This is a genomic window from Pseudarthrobacter sp. MDT1-22 (assembly GCF_054511035.1).
Window position 1 is genome coordinate 1 of record NZ_JBTNDK010000013.1, and the last position, 15,748, is coordinate 15,748.

11 protein-coding genes and 1 pseudogene are annotated in these 15,748 nt (G+C 65.1%); 6 read left to right on the plus strand and 6 right to left on the minus strand.

Annotated elements, in window-relative coordinates:
• The first annotated feature begins 112 nt into the window (after window positions 1-112).
• Window positions 113-454, plus strand: a complete 342-nt coding sequence (locus ACX80M_RS11680) for an ANTAR domain-containing protein (protein WP_459309737.1) — start codon at window positions 113-115, stop codon at window positions 452-454.
• The gene (locus ACX80M_RS11685) at window positions 441-728 is read left to right on the plus strand and encodes a hypothetical protein (RefSeq protein WP_252601835.1); all 288 of its coding nucleotides are present in this window, start codon (window positions 441-443) and stop codon (window positions 726-728) included. Before ACX80M_RS11680 ends, ACX80M_RS11685 begins: the two co-directional genes overlap by 14 nt.
• A 93-nt stretch (window positions 729-821) precedes the next feature.
• Here the strand turns inward: ACX80M_RS11685 and ACX80M_RS11690 are convergent, their stop codons facing one another.
• The 3 genes from ACX80M_RS11690 to ACX80M_RS11700 form a co-directional block, all read right to left on the minus strand.
• Window positions 822-1,661: an IclR family transcriptional regulator gene (locus ACX80M_RS11690; RefSeq protein WP_252602912.1), complete on the minus strand. Its 840-nt coding sequence runs from the start codon at window positions 1,659-1,661 to the stop codon at window positions 822-824.
• A gap of 115 nt (window positions 1,662-1,776) precedes the next feature.
• Window positions 1,777-3,033 (minus strand): aminopeptidase P family protein, encoded by a 1,257-nt coding sequence (locus ACX80M_RS11695; RefSeq protein ID WP_252602914.1) that lies wholly within the window; start codon window positions 3,031-3,033, stop codon window positions 1,777-1,779.
• 86 nt (window positions 3,034-3,119) lie between these two features.
• Complete coding sequence (locus tag ACX80M_RS11700) at window positions 3,120-4,430, minus strand: MFS transporter (RefSeq protein ID WP_459309738.1); 1,311 nt, start codon at window positions 4,428-4,430, stop codon at window positions 3,120-3,122.
• 554 nt (window positions 4,431-4,984) lie between these two features.
• On the opposite strand from ACX80M_RS11700, the gene ACX80M_RS11705 reads away from it, so the two are divergent.
• The 4 genes from ACX80M_RS11705 (at window position 4,985) to ACX80M_RS11720 (ending at window position 9,990) form a co-directional block, all read left to right on the plus strand.
• Window positions 4,985-6,091 carry an S-(hydroxymethyl)mycothiol dehydrogenase gene (locus ACX80M_RS11705; protein WP_252609421.1) on the plus strand — a complete coding sequence of 369 codons (1,107 nt, stop codon included), beginning with the start codon at window positions 4,985-4,987 and terminating at the stop codon, window positions 6,089-6,091.
• On the plus strand, window positions 6,088-6,705 hold the full coding sequence (locus ACX80M_RS11710; RefSeq protein WP_252602924.1) for an MBL fold metallo-hydrolase: 618 nt from the start codon (window positions 6,088-6,090) through the stop codon (window positions 6,703-6,705). Before ACX80M_RS11705 ends, ACX80M_RS11710 begins: the two co-directional genes overlap by 4 nt.
• Window positions 6,706-6,751: 46 nt before the next feature.
• Window positions 6,752-9,073, plus strand: coding sequence for an FdhF/YdeP family oxidoreductase (locus ACX80M_RS11715; RefSeq protein ID WP_252602926.1), 2,322 nt, complete (start codon window positions 6,752-6,754; stop codon window positions 9,071-9,073).
• A gap of 92 nt (window positions 9,074-9,165) precedes the next feature.
• A complete protein-coding gene (locus tag ACX80M_RS11720; RefSeq protein WP_459309739.1) occupies window positions 9,166-9,990 on the plus strand; it encodes a PhzF family phenazine biosynthesis protein in 825 nt (274 codons plus the stop codon).
• On the opposite strand, the gene ACX80M_RS11725 is transcribed toward ACX80M_RS11720, so the two are convergent.
• The 3 genes and pseudogenes from ACX80M_RS11725 to ACX80M_RS11735 all read right to left on the minus strand — a co-directional run bounded on the left by ACX80M_RS11725 (window position 9,987) and on the right by ACX80M_RS11735 (window position 15,729).
• Window positions 9,987-11,708 (minus strand): alkaline phosphatase D family protein, encoded by a 1,722-nt coding sequence (locus ACX80M_RS11725; protein ID WP_252609419.1) that lies wholly within the window; start codon window positions 11,706-11,708, stop codon window positions 9,987-9,989. The genes ACX80M_RS11720 and ACX80M_RS11725 overlap by 4 nt on opposite strands.
• Before the next feature lie 297 nt (window positions 11,709-12,005).
• Window positions 12,006-13,114, minus strand: a pseudogene (locus ACX80M_RS11730) (HNH endonuclease signature motif containing protein); the annotation flags it as partial.
• A gap of 107 nt (window positions 13,115-13,221) precedes the next feature.
• Window positions 13,222-15,729, minus strand: a complete 2,508-nt coding sequence (locus ACX80M_RS11735) for a GcvT family protein (protein WP_252609417.1) — start codon at window positions 15,727-15,729, stop codon at window positions 13,222-13,224.
• Window positions 15,730-15,748: the final 19 nt, after the last annotated feature.

Genomic DNA, 15,748 nt, shown 5'->3' on the forward strand with positions numbered 1-15,748 from the left:
CCGAAACCCGTTACCCGGGCACGGACCGGATCCTACGATTCGAAATCAAAAACAAAGAAACGTCACTCAAAAACTAAATCGCTGTGTCCAGAGTCCTGAGGCCATAGGTGCAATGAAGATTTACGCCGCCTCCCCCGGCGCCTTTGAAGATGCCACCGCTGCCCTCATGGAGCTTTTTGCCTCCCCCGCGGCCACCCTCCTGTCGCATATCCAGACTGCCGAAACTCCGGAACGCATCAGTGACAGCCTTCAATCGGCTCTCTACAGCAGGGACCTGATTAACCGGGCCTGCGGAATCCTCATGGAGCGCCACACCATCACCGAGGACGCCGCCCTGCAGCAGCTGATGCGGCAGGCCCGCGCGACGCGCAGCACGCTTATGGAAGTCAGCGCCATTGTCCTGGCCGGGGTGGCCTCCGACCCGCGCAGAGGCAGTAGTGATGGGCTTCGATAGCAGCGAATGGGAGCAACGCCGCAGGCTCCAAGCAGCACTGGCAGCAGCACAAGTCAGCACGGGTGACCTGTGGCTTTACTACTTCGGCATCGGCGGTTCGGTCGGTGAGTATGAAGTGGAGGCCTACCTGCAGGGGCTTCTCTCGCTCCCCGAACTGCAACGGGACCTCCTGGCCATGGCGGCAAACGAACTGTTCAATGACCACGCCGGCCCCCGCGCGCCCTATTCGGACGAGCTTGGGTCTGGGGATCCATCCCGCCCCGAGGATCCCTAGCGGGCCAAACGCTCTCTCACTTGATGCCACTTTTCGCCGAACGCTCTCTCGCTTTCTTGAGGCAAGTGAGAGAGCGTTGGTGATTTTCCTGCGTTAAGTGAGAGAGCGTTTGATGGTGCCGGGTGCCTTGCCGCCCAGCCGTGCGGTGACTTTGTCCGCCGCTGCCCTGCAGGATTCGCCGAGGCTCTGCAGGCGCTCCTTGGAGACCCGGAACCGCGGGGCCGGGATGAGGACTGCTGCCACAAGGTCGCCGCGGTGATCGTAGACGGGGGCGGCGACGCCGACTTCATCCAAGGAGGACTCGCCGTAGTTGATAGCCCACCCGCGGCGGGAGTCGTCCTTAAGGCGGAGCAGATAGTCCTCAAGGGAGGCCTCGTCCAGCCCGGGGTAGGTAATTGCTCCGCTGCGCAGGAGGGCACGCACCCTCTCCTCCGGTTGGATTCCAAGGAACACCTGAACCGAGGAACTCAACGCGTCGCTGTAGCGGGCCCCCAGCGGCGCAGTGTGCTTGATCTGGTGGCGGCTGGCAATCTGCTCCACGCAGATCGACTCGTTGCCCTCCCACATCATCAAGGCACTGGTTTCGCCCGTCAGTTCCGTGAGTTCGCGCAGGACGGGATAGGCGACACGCCGCTCCTCCAGTTCGGCCAGCAACGGACCGGCGACGGCGATCAGGCCCAGTCCGAGCCGGAAACGGCGCGTGTCCGCATCGCGTTCCACGAGGTTTTCCTGTTCGAAGGTTGCCAGGATCCTTGACACGGTGCTCTTGTGCAGGCCCACCCGGTTGGCGATCTCCGTCACGCCAAGCAACGGCTCGTCGGCCGTGAATGATCGAAGGACGGCGATGGCGTTGACGATGACAGAGGCGCCCTTGGTATCGCCCTTGCCGTTGGTGTCGCTGCCGTTGGTGTCAATGGAATCCGGTGTGGTCATGATGCTCACTATCATTGCGCATAGTCAGCGGAAAGCGGCGCCGCGTCAGACACGGCGCCGCTCCCCGGGGCCGTGGTTGAGCTTGTCAGGGTTTCGGCAGGCTCAACCACCGGGGTTAAGCTCCGATGATGTTGTACTCGGGGCCGAACGGGAACTTGGTGATGTTCTCGGCGCCGCCTTCGCCCACCACCAGGATGTCGTGCTCGCGGTAGCCGCCGGCGCCCGGCTGGCCATCCAGGACCGTAATCATGGGCTCCATGGAAACCACCATGCCCGGCTCCAGCACGGTGTCGATGTCCTCGCGGAGCTCCAGCCCGGCTTCGCGGCCGTAGTAGTGGCTGAGGACACCGAAGGAGTGTCCGTAGCCGAACGTCCGGTTGGCGAGGAGCCCGTGGCCCACGTAGATCTCGTTGAGCTCCGCGGCGATGTCCTTGCACACGGCGCCGGGTTTGATCAGCTCAAGTCCGCGCTTGTGGACCTCCACGTTGATGTTCCACAGTTCCAGGGAGCGGGCATCGGGTTCGCCGTAGAACAGCGTGCGCTCCAGTGCCGTGTAGTACCCGCTGGTCATGGGGAAACAGTTCAGGGACAGGATGTCGTGTTCCTGGACCTTGCGGGTTGTGGCCCAGTTGTGGGCGCCGTCCGTGTTGATGCCGGACTGGAACCAGACCCAGGTGTCCCGGATTTCGGAGTTGGGGAACGTCCTGGCGATCTCGTGGACCATCGCCTCGGTGCCGATCAGGGCGACCTCGTACTCCGTGATGCCGGCCGTGATGGCGTTGCGGATGGCCTCGCCGCCGAGGTCGCCGATCCGGGCACCGTGCTTGATGACCTCGATTTCCTCCGCTGACTTGATCATCCTCTGGCGCATCGCTGCCTGCGCCACGTCCACGAGCGTCGCGCCGGAGAAGGCGGCCTGGATCTTGTTGCGGTTGTCCAGCGGCAGCGAGTCGTCCTCGACGCCGAGGCGGCGCGGGTTGATGCCGCGGGTCCGCAGGACTTCCTGGATGGCGAAGATGTAGTTGTCCCGGCGCCAGTCCGTGTAGACCAGGTTGTCGCCGTAGCTGCGGCGCCAGGGCATGCCGGCGTCGATGTTGGCTGTGACGGTGACGGTGTCATCCTTGGTGACCACCATGCCGTAGGAGCGGCCGAAGGTGGTGAACAGGAAGTCGGAGTAGTACTTGATGGAGTGGTAGCTGGTGAGGACGACGGCGTCCAGGTCCTTCTCGGCCATGATCCGGCGAAGACCGGCAATGCGCCGCTCGAATTCGGCGTCGGAGAAGGTCAGGGAGACCTTCTGGCCGTTGTTGAGGACCTTCAGACGCTCCAGTTCGGCGACGGAGGTGGCGTTTTCAGATGCTGTGGTGGTCATTGTGGTGGTGCCTTTCTGCGATGCATTTACGTGACGTATTTGGGTGATGCATTTACTTGAAGGGAGAAGCTGTTGGAAGAGGTGGGCTATTCGTGGCGCAGCGGTTCTTTGCACGTTTCCCTGGACAGTGAAACGGCGATCAGCGAGATGACAGCCGCAGCGACGAGGTACCAGGCGGGGGCCAGATCGCTTGCGGTGGCGGCGATCAGGAGCGTGGCCATGAACGGGGCGGTACCGCCGAACAGCGCGTTGGAGAGGTTGAAGCTGACCGCGAAGCCGCTGTAGCGGACGCGGGTGGGGAACATTTCGGCCAGGAAGCTGGGAAGTGTTCCGTCATTGAGGGTGAGCATCGCGCCCAGCAGGATCTGGACCAGGACGATGACCAGGAAATTCCCGGTTCCCAGCAGCGCGAAGGCGGGAACGGTCAGCACAATGAATGCGATGGATGCACTGATAAGCACCTTCTTGCGTCCGTAACGGTCCGAAAGCATCCCGGTCAGGAAGATAAAGCCGATGTACGTAACCAGTGCGATGGTCGTCGCAAGGAACGATTCGGTTTCGCCAAGGCCCAGTTCCGAGGACAGATAGGTGGGCATGTAGCTGAGGATGACGTAGAACCCGACGGCGTTGAGCAGCACGGCTCCGACGGCCTGCAGCAGCTGCCGCCAGTGGTTCCGGAACAGGCTGGACACGGGTGCCTTGATTGCCTGGTCCTCCGTTGCCAGCTCGCGGAACACCGGGGTGTCTTCGAGCTTGGTCCGGATGTAGCGGCCGATCAGTCCCATCGGGGCTGCGAGCAGGAACGGCAGGCGCCAACCCCAGCTTTGCATGGCATCGGAACTCAGAAGGACTGTCAACAGGCCTGCAATCAGGGAGCCGAGGAGCAGTCCGGCCGCGGTACTGGCGGGAACAACCGCGGCGTATAGGCCGCGCTTGTTGGCGGGAGCGTACTCGACCAGGAAGGCCGACGCTCCAGCATATTCACCAGAAGCGGAGAAGCCCTGCGCTACCCGGATGACCAGAAGCAGGATGGGAGCCCAGATGCCGATCGTGGCATAGCCCGGAATGAAGGCTATGCAGAAGGTTGCTCCTGACATGATCAAGATCGAGAGGGACAGCGCTGTCCGCCGGCCCACCCTGTCACCGATGTGGCCCCAGACGAACCCGCCGAGCGGGCGCACCAGGAATGAAATCGCAAACAGGGCGAAGGTCAGCAGAAGCCCGGTTTGGGGATCTGATTCAGGGAAAAAGACTGTCGCGATCGTTACGGCAAGATAGCCGTAAACGGCGTAATCGAACCACTCTACGAAGTTGCCGATGAAGCTGGCCGCAATGACTCTGCGGCGTGTTTCTTTGCTGACCACGTTGTCAGCCGGTTCAAAATTCTGGCCGCTCATTGTGCTGCGGCCGGCCCGGGGCCCGTCATGTACACCATGCGGTTGAGGGCCGGGGCTTCCCGCACGAGCGGGAGAGGAAGTTTCGTTACTCATGTATCCACCAAGTTGTTTGGGGTTGCAATCAGCGCAACGCTGTTGCAACAGACTAAGCGTGATGAGCAACACAGTCAATGGTTATTTTGTGGCTCGGCACATGGATCCCGGAAAGGTCAGCGTCTGACTTCCCGGCGGCGCGCAGCAGGAGAGAACATTGCGGTCTGTTGCATAGGATGAAATCATGTTGCGACAGTGGCGTGAGTCCAACACCCCAACTTGGACTGTGGACGAACGCAGCACACGAGGGATCTATTGACACCCTCCGTGGCGGCTGACATATTTCGAGTACGCGCTATGTGCACCGTGTTGTGTAATACGCAATAACGTCAGGTCGGCAACCAGCGGTTGGGGGCTCTCGGAGCTGCGGCATGAGAACCCTTTGAACCAGACGGGCCGGCTGGATTGCCCGGAGCGCCGTCGCCCAGGAGTCCCTGGACTCAGGAAAGGAACACCAGCTAATGGTTCACAGAGTCAAGGCGGTCATCGCCAAGGAAAAGAATGCCCCGGTATCGGTGGAGACCATCCTGGTCCCGGACCCCGGTCCGGGGGAGGCGCTGGTGGACATCCTCACGTGCGGGGTCTGCCACACCGACCTGCACTACAAGCAGGGCGGAATCACCGACGATTTCCCCATCCTTCTGGGCCACGAGGCCACCGGTGTGGTCAGCGCCGTGGGTCCGGGCGTCACAGAGGTGTCTCCCGGCGACCGCGTGATCCTGAACTGGCGCGCTGTCTGCGGTGAGTGCAGGGCATGTGCCAAGGGCCAGCCGCAGTACTGCTTCGACACGCACAACGCCACGCAGAAGATGACGCTCGAGGACGGCACGGAGCTCTCCCCGGCGCTGGGCATCGGCGCCTTCGCGGAAAAGACCCTGGTAGCCGCCGGGCAGTGCACCAAGATTGACGACGACACCGATGCCGCCGCCGTCGGCCTGCTCGGCTGCGGCGTGATGGCAGGCATCGGCGCGGCCATCAACACCGGCGAGGTCAAGCGCGGCGAGTCCGTGGCGGTGATCGGCTGCGGCGGGGTAGGCATCGCCGCGATCGCGGGTGCCAAGCTGGCCGGCGCCACCACCATCATCGCCGTGGACATCGACGCCAACAAGGTGGCCATGGCCACCTCCCTCGGGGCCACCCACGGCGTGGACTCCAGCACCGAAGACCCCATCGAGGCCATCCGGGCCCTCACGAACGGCAACGGAGCGGACGTGGTGATTGACGCCGTCGGCCGTCCTGAAACGTACAAGCAGGCGTTCTACTCCCGCGACCTCGCCGGCCGGGTGGTGCTGGTGGGCGTCCCGACGCCGGGCATGTTGCTTGAGCTGCCCCTCCTGGACGTCTTTGGCCGGGGCGGGTCGCTGAAGTCCTCCTGGTATGGCGACTGCCTGCCCTCCCGTGATTTCCCGATGCTGGTGGCGCACTACAAACAGGGCAACCTGGACCTGGACGCCTTCGTCACCGAGCGCATCACCATTGACCAGGTGGAGGAAGCCTTCGTCAAGATGCACGAGGGCAAAGTCCTGCGCTCGGTGGTTGAAATTCAGTCCCTGAAGGAGCTCTCATGAAAGTCACCATCGAAAACCTGGTCACCTCGGGCACTTTTGCGCTCGACGGCGGCACCTGGGACGTGGACAACAACGTCTGGATCGTGGGCAACGACGATGAATGCGTGATCATCGACTGCCCGCACGACGCCGCCGCAATCATCAGCCAGGTCCGGGGCCGGAAGGTCCTGGCCATCCTGCTGACCCACGCGCACAACGACCACATCGGCGCCGCGCGTGCCGTGGCCGAGGCCGTGCAAGCGCCCATCTACCTGCACCCGGGCGACCTGGTGCTCTGGGAGCAGGTCTACCCGGACCAGCAGCCAGACCACAGCATCAGTGACGGCGAGGTGTTCGCGGTGGGCGGCGCCAGCATGAAGGCCATCCACACGCCCGGCCACTCCCCCGGCTCCACGTGTTTCCTGCTGGAGCGCGAAGCAACGATCTTCACGGGAGATACGTTGTTCAACGGCGGTCCGGGCGCCACTGGCAGGTCCTTCAGCGACTACCCCACGATCCTCGCCTCCATCCGGGAACGCCTGCTCATCCTTCCGCCCGGGACTGTGGTCCGCACCGGCCATGGCGACAACACCACCATCGGGGCCGAACAGGAGACCCTGGCGCAGCTGGCCTAGTGAGACCAGCCCAGTAACACCCATGTGATCCAGTGAAAGCAGTCCAATGAAGGTCGGTTCAGTGAAGTTCGGCAAGCAGCCCGCCCCCGTTGAGGACATCAACGAGGACAACCTCGAAGTCCACAAGCCCAAAACGGAAGCGGCCGGAGTCAAGGCCGTCATGGTTGCCCTCGAACGCGCGGTGGCCCAGGCCGGGGTGACCCGGACGGCGCAGTCCCTGCTGCGGCTGAACCAGCAGGGCGGGTTCGACTGCCCCGGCTGTGCGTGGCCGGAATCGGCCACGAAGCGCAAAGCGGCCGAGTTCTGCGAGAACGGTGCCAAGGCGGTGGCTGAGGAGAACACCCTCCGCACGGTCGGTGCCGAGTTCTGGGCCACGCACTCCATCGCCGAACTCTCGGGGAAAACGGAGTACTGGCTCGGCAATCAGGGCCGGCTGAGCGAACCGGTGGTGATCCGCGAAGGGGAGACCCACTATTCGCCGATCTCCTGGGCCGAAGCGTTCGAACTGGTAGGCGAACACATTCGGGCCTCCACCCCGGACCGGTGCGTCTTCTACACCTCCGGCCGCACCGCGAACGAGACGGCGTTTATGTATCAGCTGTTCGCGCGGGCCCTGGGCACCAACAACCTGCCCGACTGTTCGAACATGTGCCACGAGTCCTCCGGCTCGGCGCTGAACCCGACCATCGGCATCGGCAAGGGCACCGTGTCCCTGGAGGACATCCACGACTCCGAGCTCATCTTCGTCGTGGGGCAGAACCCCGGCACCAACCACCCCCGGATGCTCTCAGCCCTGAAGGAATGCAAGGACAAGGGCGGCAAGGTGGTGGCCGTCAACCCGCTGCCGGAAGCCGGGCTGTTCAACTTCAAGGACCCTCAGACCGTCTCCGGCGTCGTCGGCGGCGGAACGCCGCTGGCCGATGAGTACCTGCAGATCAAGGTCGGCGGAGACCTGGCCCTGTTCCAGGCACTGGGCCACCTGCTCCTGGCGGCGGAGGAACGCAACCCGGGCACCGTCGTCGATCGTTCCTTTGTTGACGCGCAAACCGACGGGTTCGACGCCTACCGAGACGCCCGTGAGGAGCTGGACTGGGCCGAAACCGAAAAGGCCACCGGCCTGCCCCGGGAACAGATCGAAACCGTGGCCGGGATGCTGATCCGGTCCAAGGCCACGATCTTCTGCTGGGCCCTCGGCGTCACGCAGCAGCCGCACTCGGTGGACACCATCAAGGAAATGGTCAACGTCCTGCTCCTGCAGGGCAACTTCGGCAAGCCCGGCGCCGGGGCCTGCCCGGTCCGCGGGCACTCGAACGTCCAGGGCGACCGGACCATGGGCATCTGGGAAAAACCCAAGGACTGGCTCCTGGACGCCCTCGACACCGAGTTCGGGATCAACTCGCCCCGCCCCCACGGCTATGACGCCGTCGAAACCATGGAAGCCTTCGACCGCAACGACGTCGACGTCTTCGTCTCCATGGGCGGAAACTTCTCACTCGCCGGCTCCGACACGCAGGCGCTGGAAGCCGGTATGCAGCGGATCGGCCTGACCGTACACGTCTCCACCAAGCCGAACAGGTCCCACGTGGTCCACGGGCGCACGTCGCTGATCCTGCCCACCCTCGGCCGGACCGATAAGGACGACAAGCACCCCAAGGGCGCCCAGTTCCTGTCCGTGGAGGACTCCATGTCCGTGGTCCACTCCACCCAGGGCAGGCTGGCGCCCGTCTCCGAGCACCTGCTCGCCGAACCGGTAATCGTCGCGCGGATGGCCGAGGCGACCTTCGGGCCGGACCACCTCGTGGACTGGAAGGCCATGGCCGGGGACTACGACGTGGTCCGGGACCACATCTCCCGCGTCCTGCCCGGGTTCGAGGACTTCAACACCCGGGTCAGGACCAAAAACGGCTTTGTACTGCCCAACCCGCCACGGGACACCCGCTCGTTCAAGACCGACATCGGCCGGGGCCGCTTCACGGTCAGCCCGCTCGAATACCTCACCCCGCCCGACGGGCACCTGGTCCTCCAGACCATCCGCAGCCACGACCAGTACAACACCACCTTCTACGGCCTCGACGACCGGTACCGGGGGATTTCGGGCGGCCGCCGTGTGATCCTGGTCCACCCCGAAGACCTGGCAGAACTCGGCTTCCAGGACCGGGACCTCGTGGACGTCGTCAGCACCTTCCGCGGCCACGACCGGCAGGCGGACAAGTTCCGCCTGGTCGCCTACCCCACAGCCAAGGGCTGCGCCGCCGCATACTTCCCCGAAGCCAACGCCCTGGTCCACAAGGAAAACGTCGCCAGGGAATCCAACACCCCCGGCTTCAAGGCAATGTTCGTCCGCTTCGTGCCGCACGCCGGCGGCTGAGCCCGGGCCTGCTTGCCCAGGCCTGGGCAAGCAGGCCACTTCTTCAAACTGGCTCTAACTTTGCAGTCCAGTTTGCCGCTACGGTGAAAGGCATGCATATACCCCTGATCAAGATCGACGCCTTCGCCACCAAGCCCTTCGAGGGGAATCCAGCAGCCGTAATGCCTTTGGAGGGCTGGCTGGTTGACGGTGTCCTCCAGCAGTTGGCCGAGGAGAACAACCTCTCCGAGACGGCCTTTATCGTTGCCGCGATCCCGTACGAAGCCACGCCCTTCGACTCCTCGCAGCCCGCCTACCACCTCCGCTGGTTCACGCCGGCCATTGAAGTGGACCTCTGCGGGCACGCGACCCTGGCCACGGCGTCGTACCTCTTCACGGACGTTCACCCGGACGCCAAGCGGCTGCAATTCTGGAGCCGCAGCGGCTGGCTGTTTGTAGAGCGCGACGGTGACGGCTTCATCCTGGACTTCCCTTCCGAGGTCCCTGAACCCGTGGCCGTCGACCCCTCCGTATCAGAAGCCCTCGGGGTCCCGGCTCTCGAGGCCTTCCTGGCAACCGACCTCATCCATGTCGTCAAGGATGCCGAGACCGTGCGCACGCTGACCCCCGACTTTGTGGCGCTTGCGAAGCTGCCGGTGCGGGGCGTCGTCGTCACGGCGGAGGGTTATGGAACCGGCCACGACTTCGTCTCCCGGTTCTTCGGTGCCCGGGCAGGCATTGCCGAGGACCCGGTGACCGGCTCGGCGCACTCCCAGCTGGCACCGCTCTGGGCCGGCAGGCTGGGCAGCACGGTCCTGTCCGCCCGCCAACTTTCGGCGCGCGGCGGGACCGTGCTCTGCCGTGTGGAAGGTGAGCGCACCCTGCTCTCCGGCACGTGCGTGCGGTACCTCGAAGGCAGGGTGTGGCTGGCGGCCTAGCTTCGTGCCGCCCGGCGGCGGTTGAGCCTATCAAAACCCCGCCCACTAAATCGGCTCCTGCTTTCCCTCCGGGACGCCACGGTGAAGGATGCCACAGTCTCGAGCCGTGGGTGCAATTCGTCGCCGTCTTCCACGACGCCTGTCTGCCACCACAGTTTCAGCCCTTCCGGGACAATCTCCAGGCTGGCCAGGTTGTTGTTGAACCAGGGTCCCTCGACGCGTGTCCAACGGAACGGCGGGTCCGGCACACGCGCCGAGCGGGCCACCAGGCCCCCAATCGGCGCAGCCAGGCCGTAGGCCATGGCGGCCCCGAAGTATCTCATCAGCCGGGGAAGAGGGTTCCGGATCGGGGAACAGACTGCCTGCATGATCCGGCTGCCCGAGGAGCGTTTCACCTCCGCGACGTAGGAGAAGTGCACGTCCCCGGACAGGAACGTGACTGTCTCCGGTGACGGGCCGCGCTTGCCATCCGCGACCTCGGCGGTCATGACGGCCACCTCCTGGAAGCTTTTTTGGAAGGCGCCCCAGTGTTCCAGGTCCACCGCCTGGCGCAGCTTCTCGCCGACCCGGGCGGCGCGCTTCCCCCACGCGCCTTCCGAAACGGCCTCATTCCACGACTCGACGTGGTGCAGGCCCATCGGCAGCAGGAAAGGCAGCGACGTTGCCACCAGCACGTGGCGGAATCCGCCGCGCATCCGGCCGTCGAGCCAGGCCATCTCCTCATCATCAAGCAGGGCGCGGGCTTCCGGCACCAGGTTCCTGGCGGCTCGGGAGTCAACCACTATCAGCCGTGTGTCCCCGAAATCCCGGCAGAAGCTCCACCTGTAGGATTCCGGGTCCCGGTCTGCGCGTTCAGCGAAGCTGTCCAGTTCCGCGCTGAGGTCGAGCTCAGCCTCGCTCCGGTGCCGGGCGATCCGCTGCCAGATGGCATCGGTAAGCCGGTCCTGCGGCGACAGGTTGCCCAGGTGCTGGTAGACCCAGTAGGAGGACAGCCCCGAAACTATCCGCTCATGCCACCACGAGGTGGCTTCCATGCTCCTCTTCCAGCTCAGTGAAGCGTTCCAGTCGTCGCGGATGTCGTGGTCGTCGAAGATCATGGCGCTGGGCAGGGTGGACAGCAGCCACCTGTTCGCCGGGTCGGACCACGCGAGATTGTAGAGGTGCGCATACTCCTCGTAGTCCTTGAGCTCCTCACCAGGCGGTGCACTGATGTCGCGGCGGGCGCGGATGAACTGCTGCATCTGTTCGCTGGTCAGGTCGGCGTACACCTGGTCTCCGAGGAAGGCCACCAGGTCCGGCCACGGCAGGTCGCCGCCGGAGGCCATCGCCAGTGCGTAGGCGCGGAGCGAGTCGACGCCGTGCGTCCGGTTGCCGGACTCGTCGTGCGGGACACTGGTGCGGCAGGACCCGTAGGCCATGCGCAGCGGCTTGCCGGGCTTCAGCGTCGCGATCACCGGCGGCGGAAACCCGGTGCCCGGCTCAGGCCAGACCTGCACGCCGCCGATTTCCAAGGTGTAGGGAAGCACTGATCCTGGCTCAATTCCGTCCGCCTCCACCAGCGCGTAATGGTGGCCGTGCACCGCGAAAGTACGCGCCGCCCAGCTCTGCTGTCCGGCCCGGACGGTGACGCGGGAATCGCTCCGGGTCTCCACCCAGATGCTCGCCGAGGTCTCATCCACATACCGCATCATGGGACCAAGCACCAGGGAAGTCGTCATCACTAAGTTGTACCCGTTCCGGCCCGCGGCAACCATGGCTACGGCCAAAGAGCCGAGGAAACACCAGCGGCCTGCCTCCACGTTCGTTCAAGTGCTCAGCCGAGTCGAGGCGGGAACACACTGCTTTCGGGCACTCGTCAGACGGCGGCGTGGAGGAAACGCTCCAAGCCTTTCTCTCCCAGGGAGAGTGCATTGTGGACAAAGTCGGGGTGACCGCGGCCTTCACGCGATGCTAGGCGCCCGTCTGATGTCAGCACCGAGTTCAGCTCCGGTTTGGGTTCCGGTTTTTGTTCACCGGGGCCAGTGAGGTGGTTCCCAGTCCTGGTGTTCGCTCTTGTAGTGCCGGCCGGAGGGTGAAATCCAGCGGGGTGGCTCGTTTTTGGCTGCTGGGGTGGGTCTCCAGGCGCTGGTGTGTCTGAGCCGGTGGTGTCGGGGACATGACTGGCCCAAATTCGATACGCCGGTGGTTCCGCCCTGATGCCAGGCCACGACGTGGTCCGCTTCGTTGTCCAGGGACTGGTTGGAACATCCCGGGAAGGGCATCGGCCGTCCAGCATCCGCAGCCACCGCCGCATCGCTTTGCTGGGCCGGCAACTCTTGCGGCCGATCTCCAGCGAGGACCCGTCCCGCGGGTCAACCAGGACCCGGTAGAACGAGTCTGCTCCGTTGGCGACGAGGTCCCCAGCCATGGACGGTGGGATCGGGCCGTACCCGTCGAGCATGGCTGGTTCATCGGTGGCGCCGAGCAGGGAGAACACCAGCACCGTCACCAAGACCTCGGCCCGGGGCGTGGGGACTTTCCCGGGGTTCCCCGCGTCCCCACCGTGGCCAAGACTACGGCCGCCGCCGAGGAGTGCGGTGGCGAAGGTGTCGGAGCGGAGCTGGGTGAGGTTGCGGTTCTCGTCGGGGCCCTGCAGACCACGCGCGAGGGCGGTGGTGCGGTTCCAGATCGCTGCCGCCTGGTCGGCAGGCAAATACGCCGCGAGCCAGGCCATGCCGTCCTTGTCCGGCGTGTATTACACCCGCCGGTCCAGGACGCCTTTGGCGTGGCGCTTCTCGATGCTCTCCGTGTGGTGGCGTTCGCGCCAGATGCGGGCTTTGTGGCGGAACCGGGAGGCGGGCATTTCCCCGGCAGGGCAGCCACGGGTGGTGAGCTCGTGGGACTCGGACAGCAACACACTCGCCGCGCGCGGCCCGATTGTCAGGACGCACGCGATCTCCGCTGCCACCGATGCCTCCTGCGCCTGCGCTGACGCGGCGGGAGGTGCCATCGAGTGAATATTGTCCGTGTACTTCGCCGCAGCCTGGGCCTTCAACGCGGCAAACCGCGGCTCCGACCCGGCGGTCCAGGCAAGAATGTCCAGGCAAATATCCGCAAATGCCTTCGCCACCGCTCCGCTTCCCATGCATCAATCCTCGTGGGAGGGTCTGACATTCAAGCGACATGGTTGAGCCTGCCGGGTTTCGACAAGCTCAACCACCGAGCCCAGGCGGCAACCCCCGGGGTTTTTGCTCAGCCGCGCAGGCGCTCCATGCCGGGATCGAACAGCGGCTCGGCCGTGACGGTCGCGGCGATGCGCTTCCCGAAGTACTCAACCTCCACCGAGTCCCCAACAGAGACCGACGCCGGCAGCCAGGCGTACGCGATCGGCTTGCGCACCGAATAGCCGTACGCAGCGCTGGTGACGTACCCGGCAGGCTCGCCGTTGACGTACACGGGTTCCTTGCCCAGCACAACGGACGTGCCGTCGTCGACCGTCAGGCACCGCAGCGCCCGCGTGGCGGGCTGCTCTTTGCGTGCGGCCAGCGCCTCCCAACCCACGAAGCCCGTCTTGTCCTTGGCGATCGAGAAGCCCAGGCCGGACTCGTAGGGCTGGTGCTGCGACGTCATGTCCGCGCCCCACAGCCGGTAGCCCTTCTCGAGCCGCATGCTGTTGAACGCGCCGCGCCCGGCCGCGACGATGCCGTGCTCCTGCCCTGCCTCAAACAGAAGGTCCCACAGCTTCAGCCCGTACTCGGCAGTGGTGTACAGCTCCCAGCCAAGCTCACCGACATAGGAGAGCCGCATGGCCGTGACGGGGATGCCGCCCACGGAAATTTCCTTGGTCCGGAAGTACTTCAGGCCGTCGTTGCTGAGGTCGTCCGCGCTGATTTTCCCGATCACCTCGCGGGCCAGCGGTCCCCACAGCCCGATGCAGCACGTGCTGCCGGTGATGTCGGAGACGTGGACCCACTGGGCCGGATCCGCGGCTGACTGCCTCCTGGCTTCGACGCGCAGGTAGTCGAAGTCCACGTTGCTGTTTACACCCAGCTGGAACTGTTCCTCCGCGAGCCGGGCCACCGTCACGTCGCTGCGGATGCCGCCGTCGTCCGCCAGCAGCAGGCAGTACGTAACCGCACCCGGCTTCTTGGCGATATTGCCGGTGCTCAGGCGGTGCAGCAGCGCCTGGGCGCCCGGCCCGTTGACTTCCAGCCGCTTCAGCGGCGTCATGTCGTAAAGCCCGACGGCGGTGCGCGTCCTCCATGCTTCGGCCGCGGAGATGGGGGAATGGAACATCGCCGCCCACTCGTCCCGCTCCGGCGCCTGCCATTCCGCCGGCAGCTCCTCGAGCAGGCCGCGGTTGGCCTCGAACCAGTGCGGACGCTCCCAGCCGGCGGACTCCAGGAAGAACGCCCCGAGTTCCTTCTGCCGCGCGTTGAACGGGCTGACGCGCAGGTCCCGCGGAGATTCCTTGGGCTGCAGCGGGTGCAGGATGTCGTAGATTTCCACGAAGTTCTGCTGCGACGTTTCGCTGACGTACTGGTCGGACGTCTGGACCTTCTCGAAACGGTTGAGCTCGCAGCCGTGCAGGTCCGTGCGGGACTGGCCCTCGATCAGCAGCTCGGCCATCGCCCTGGCCACGCCGGCCGAGTGCGTAACCCAGACCGCCTCGGCAACAAAGAAGCCCCCGACGTCGGGCGACTCGCCCATGAGCGGTCCGCCGTCCGGGGTGAAGGAGAAAATGCCGTTGAAGCCGTCATTGATCTGGGTTGCGTGCAGGGCCGGCAGCAGGTCCTGGCAGTCCTCCCAGACGGGTGCGAAGTCTTCCAGCGTAAAGTCCAGGCGGGAAGGCATACGGTGATCGGACATCTCCTCCGCGCCAACGCGGGGCAGCTGGTCCATGTCCACGGGCATCGGCTTGTGTGCGTAGCTGCCGATGCCGATCCGGCTACCGTGCTCACGGAAGTACAGGTCGCGGTCCTGGTAACGCAGGATGGGCTTGCTGGCCCCGTTGGGAAGATCGTTGAGGCCGCGCAGCTCGTTCAGCGGCGTGGTCTTGACGTACTGGTGCGCCAGCGGCAGCAGCGGGACCTTCAGTCCCACCAGCTTGCCGAGTTCGCGGCCCCAGAAGCCGGCGCAGGACACCACGATGTCCGCCGGGATCACGCCGTCGGCTGTTTCGACGCCGGTGACTTTGCCGCCTGCCTGTTCGATCCCGGTCACGGCGGTGGAGCCGAGCAATGTCACGCCTGCCTGCCGTGCGCGGCTGATCAGCAGCTGGACCGCGCGGGCCGCGAGGGCCAGGCCGTCGCTCGGGACGTAAAGGCCGCCCAGGACGCGGCGCCCGTCGGCAAGTGCGCCGGTGTTCAGCAGCGGGTAGTGCTTCTCGCACTCGTCGGGGTCGATGATCCGGCCTTCGATACCCCAGGAGGTGGCGTAGCCGAGCTTGCGTTTGAGGTCCTGGAGCCGGGCCTCGGTGGTGGCAAGCTCAAGCCCGCCCACCTGGTTGAAGCAGGGCACTCCGTCGGCGCTGAGGGAGAGCAGCTTGTCCACCGTATAGCTGGCGAATTCCGTCATGGTCTTGGACGGGTTGGTCTGGAAGACGAGGCCGGGGGCGTGCGAGGTGGAACCGCCGGCCAGCTCCAGCGGCCCCTGTTCCACAACGGTGATGTTGGTCCAGCCGCGGGTGGCGAGTTCGTCCGCGAGGTTGGTGCCGACGATGCCGGCGCCGATGATGACAACGCGTGGTGATGCGCTCATAAGTGGTTCTCCTGTTTGG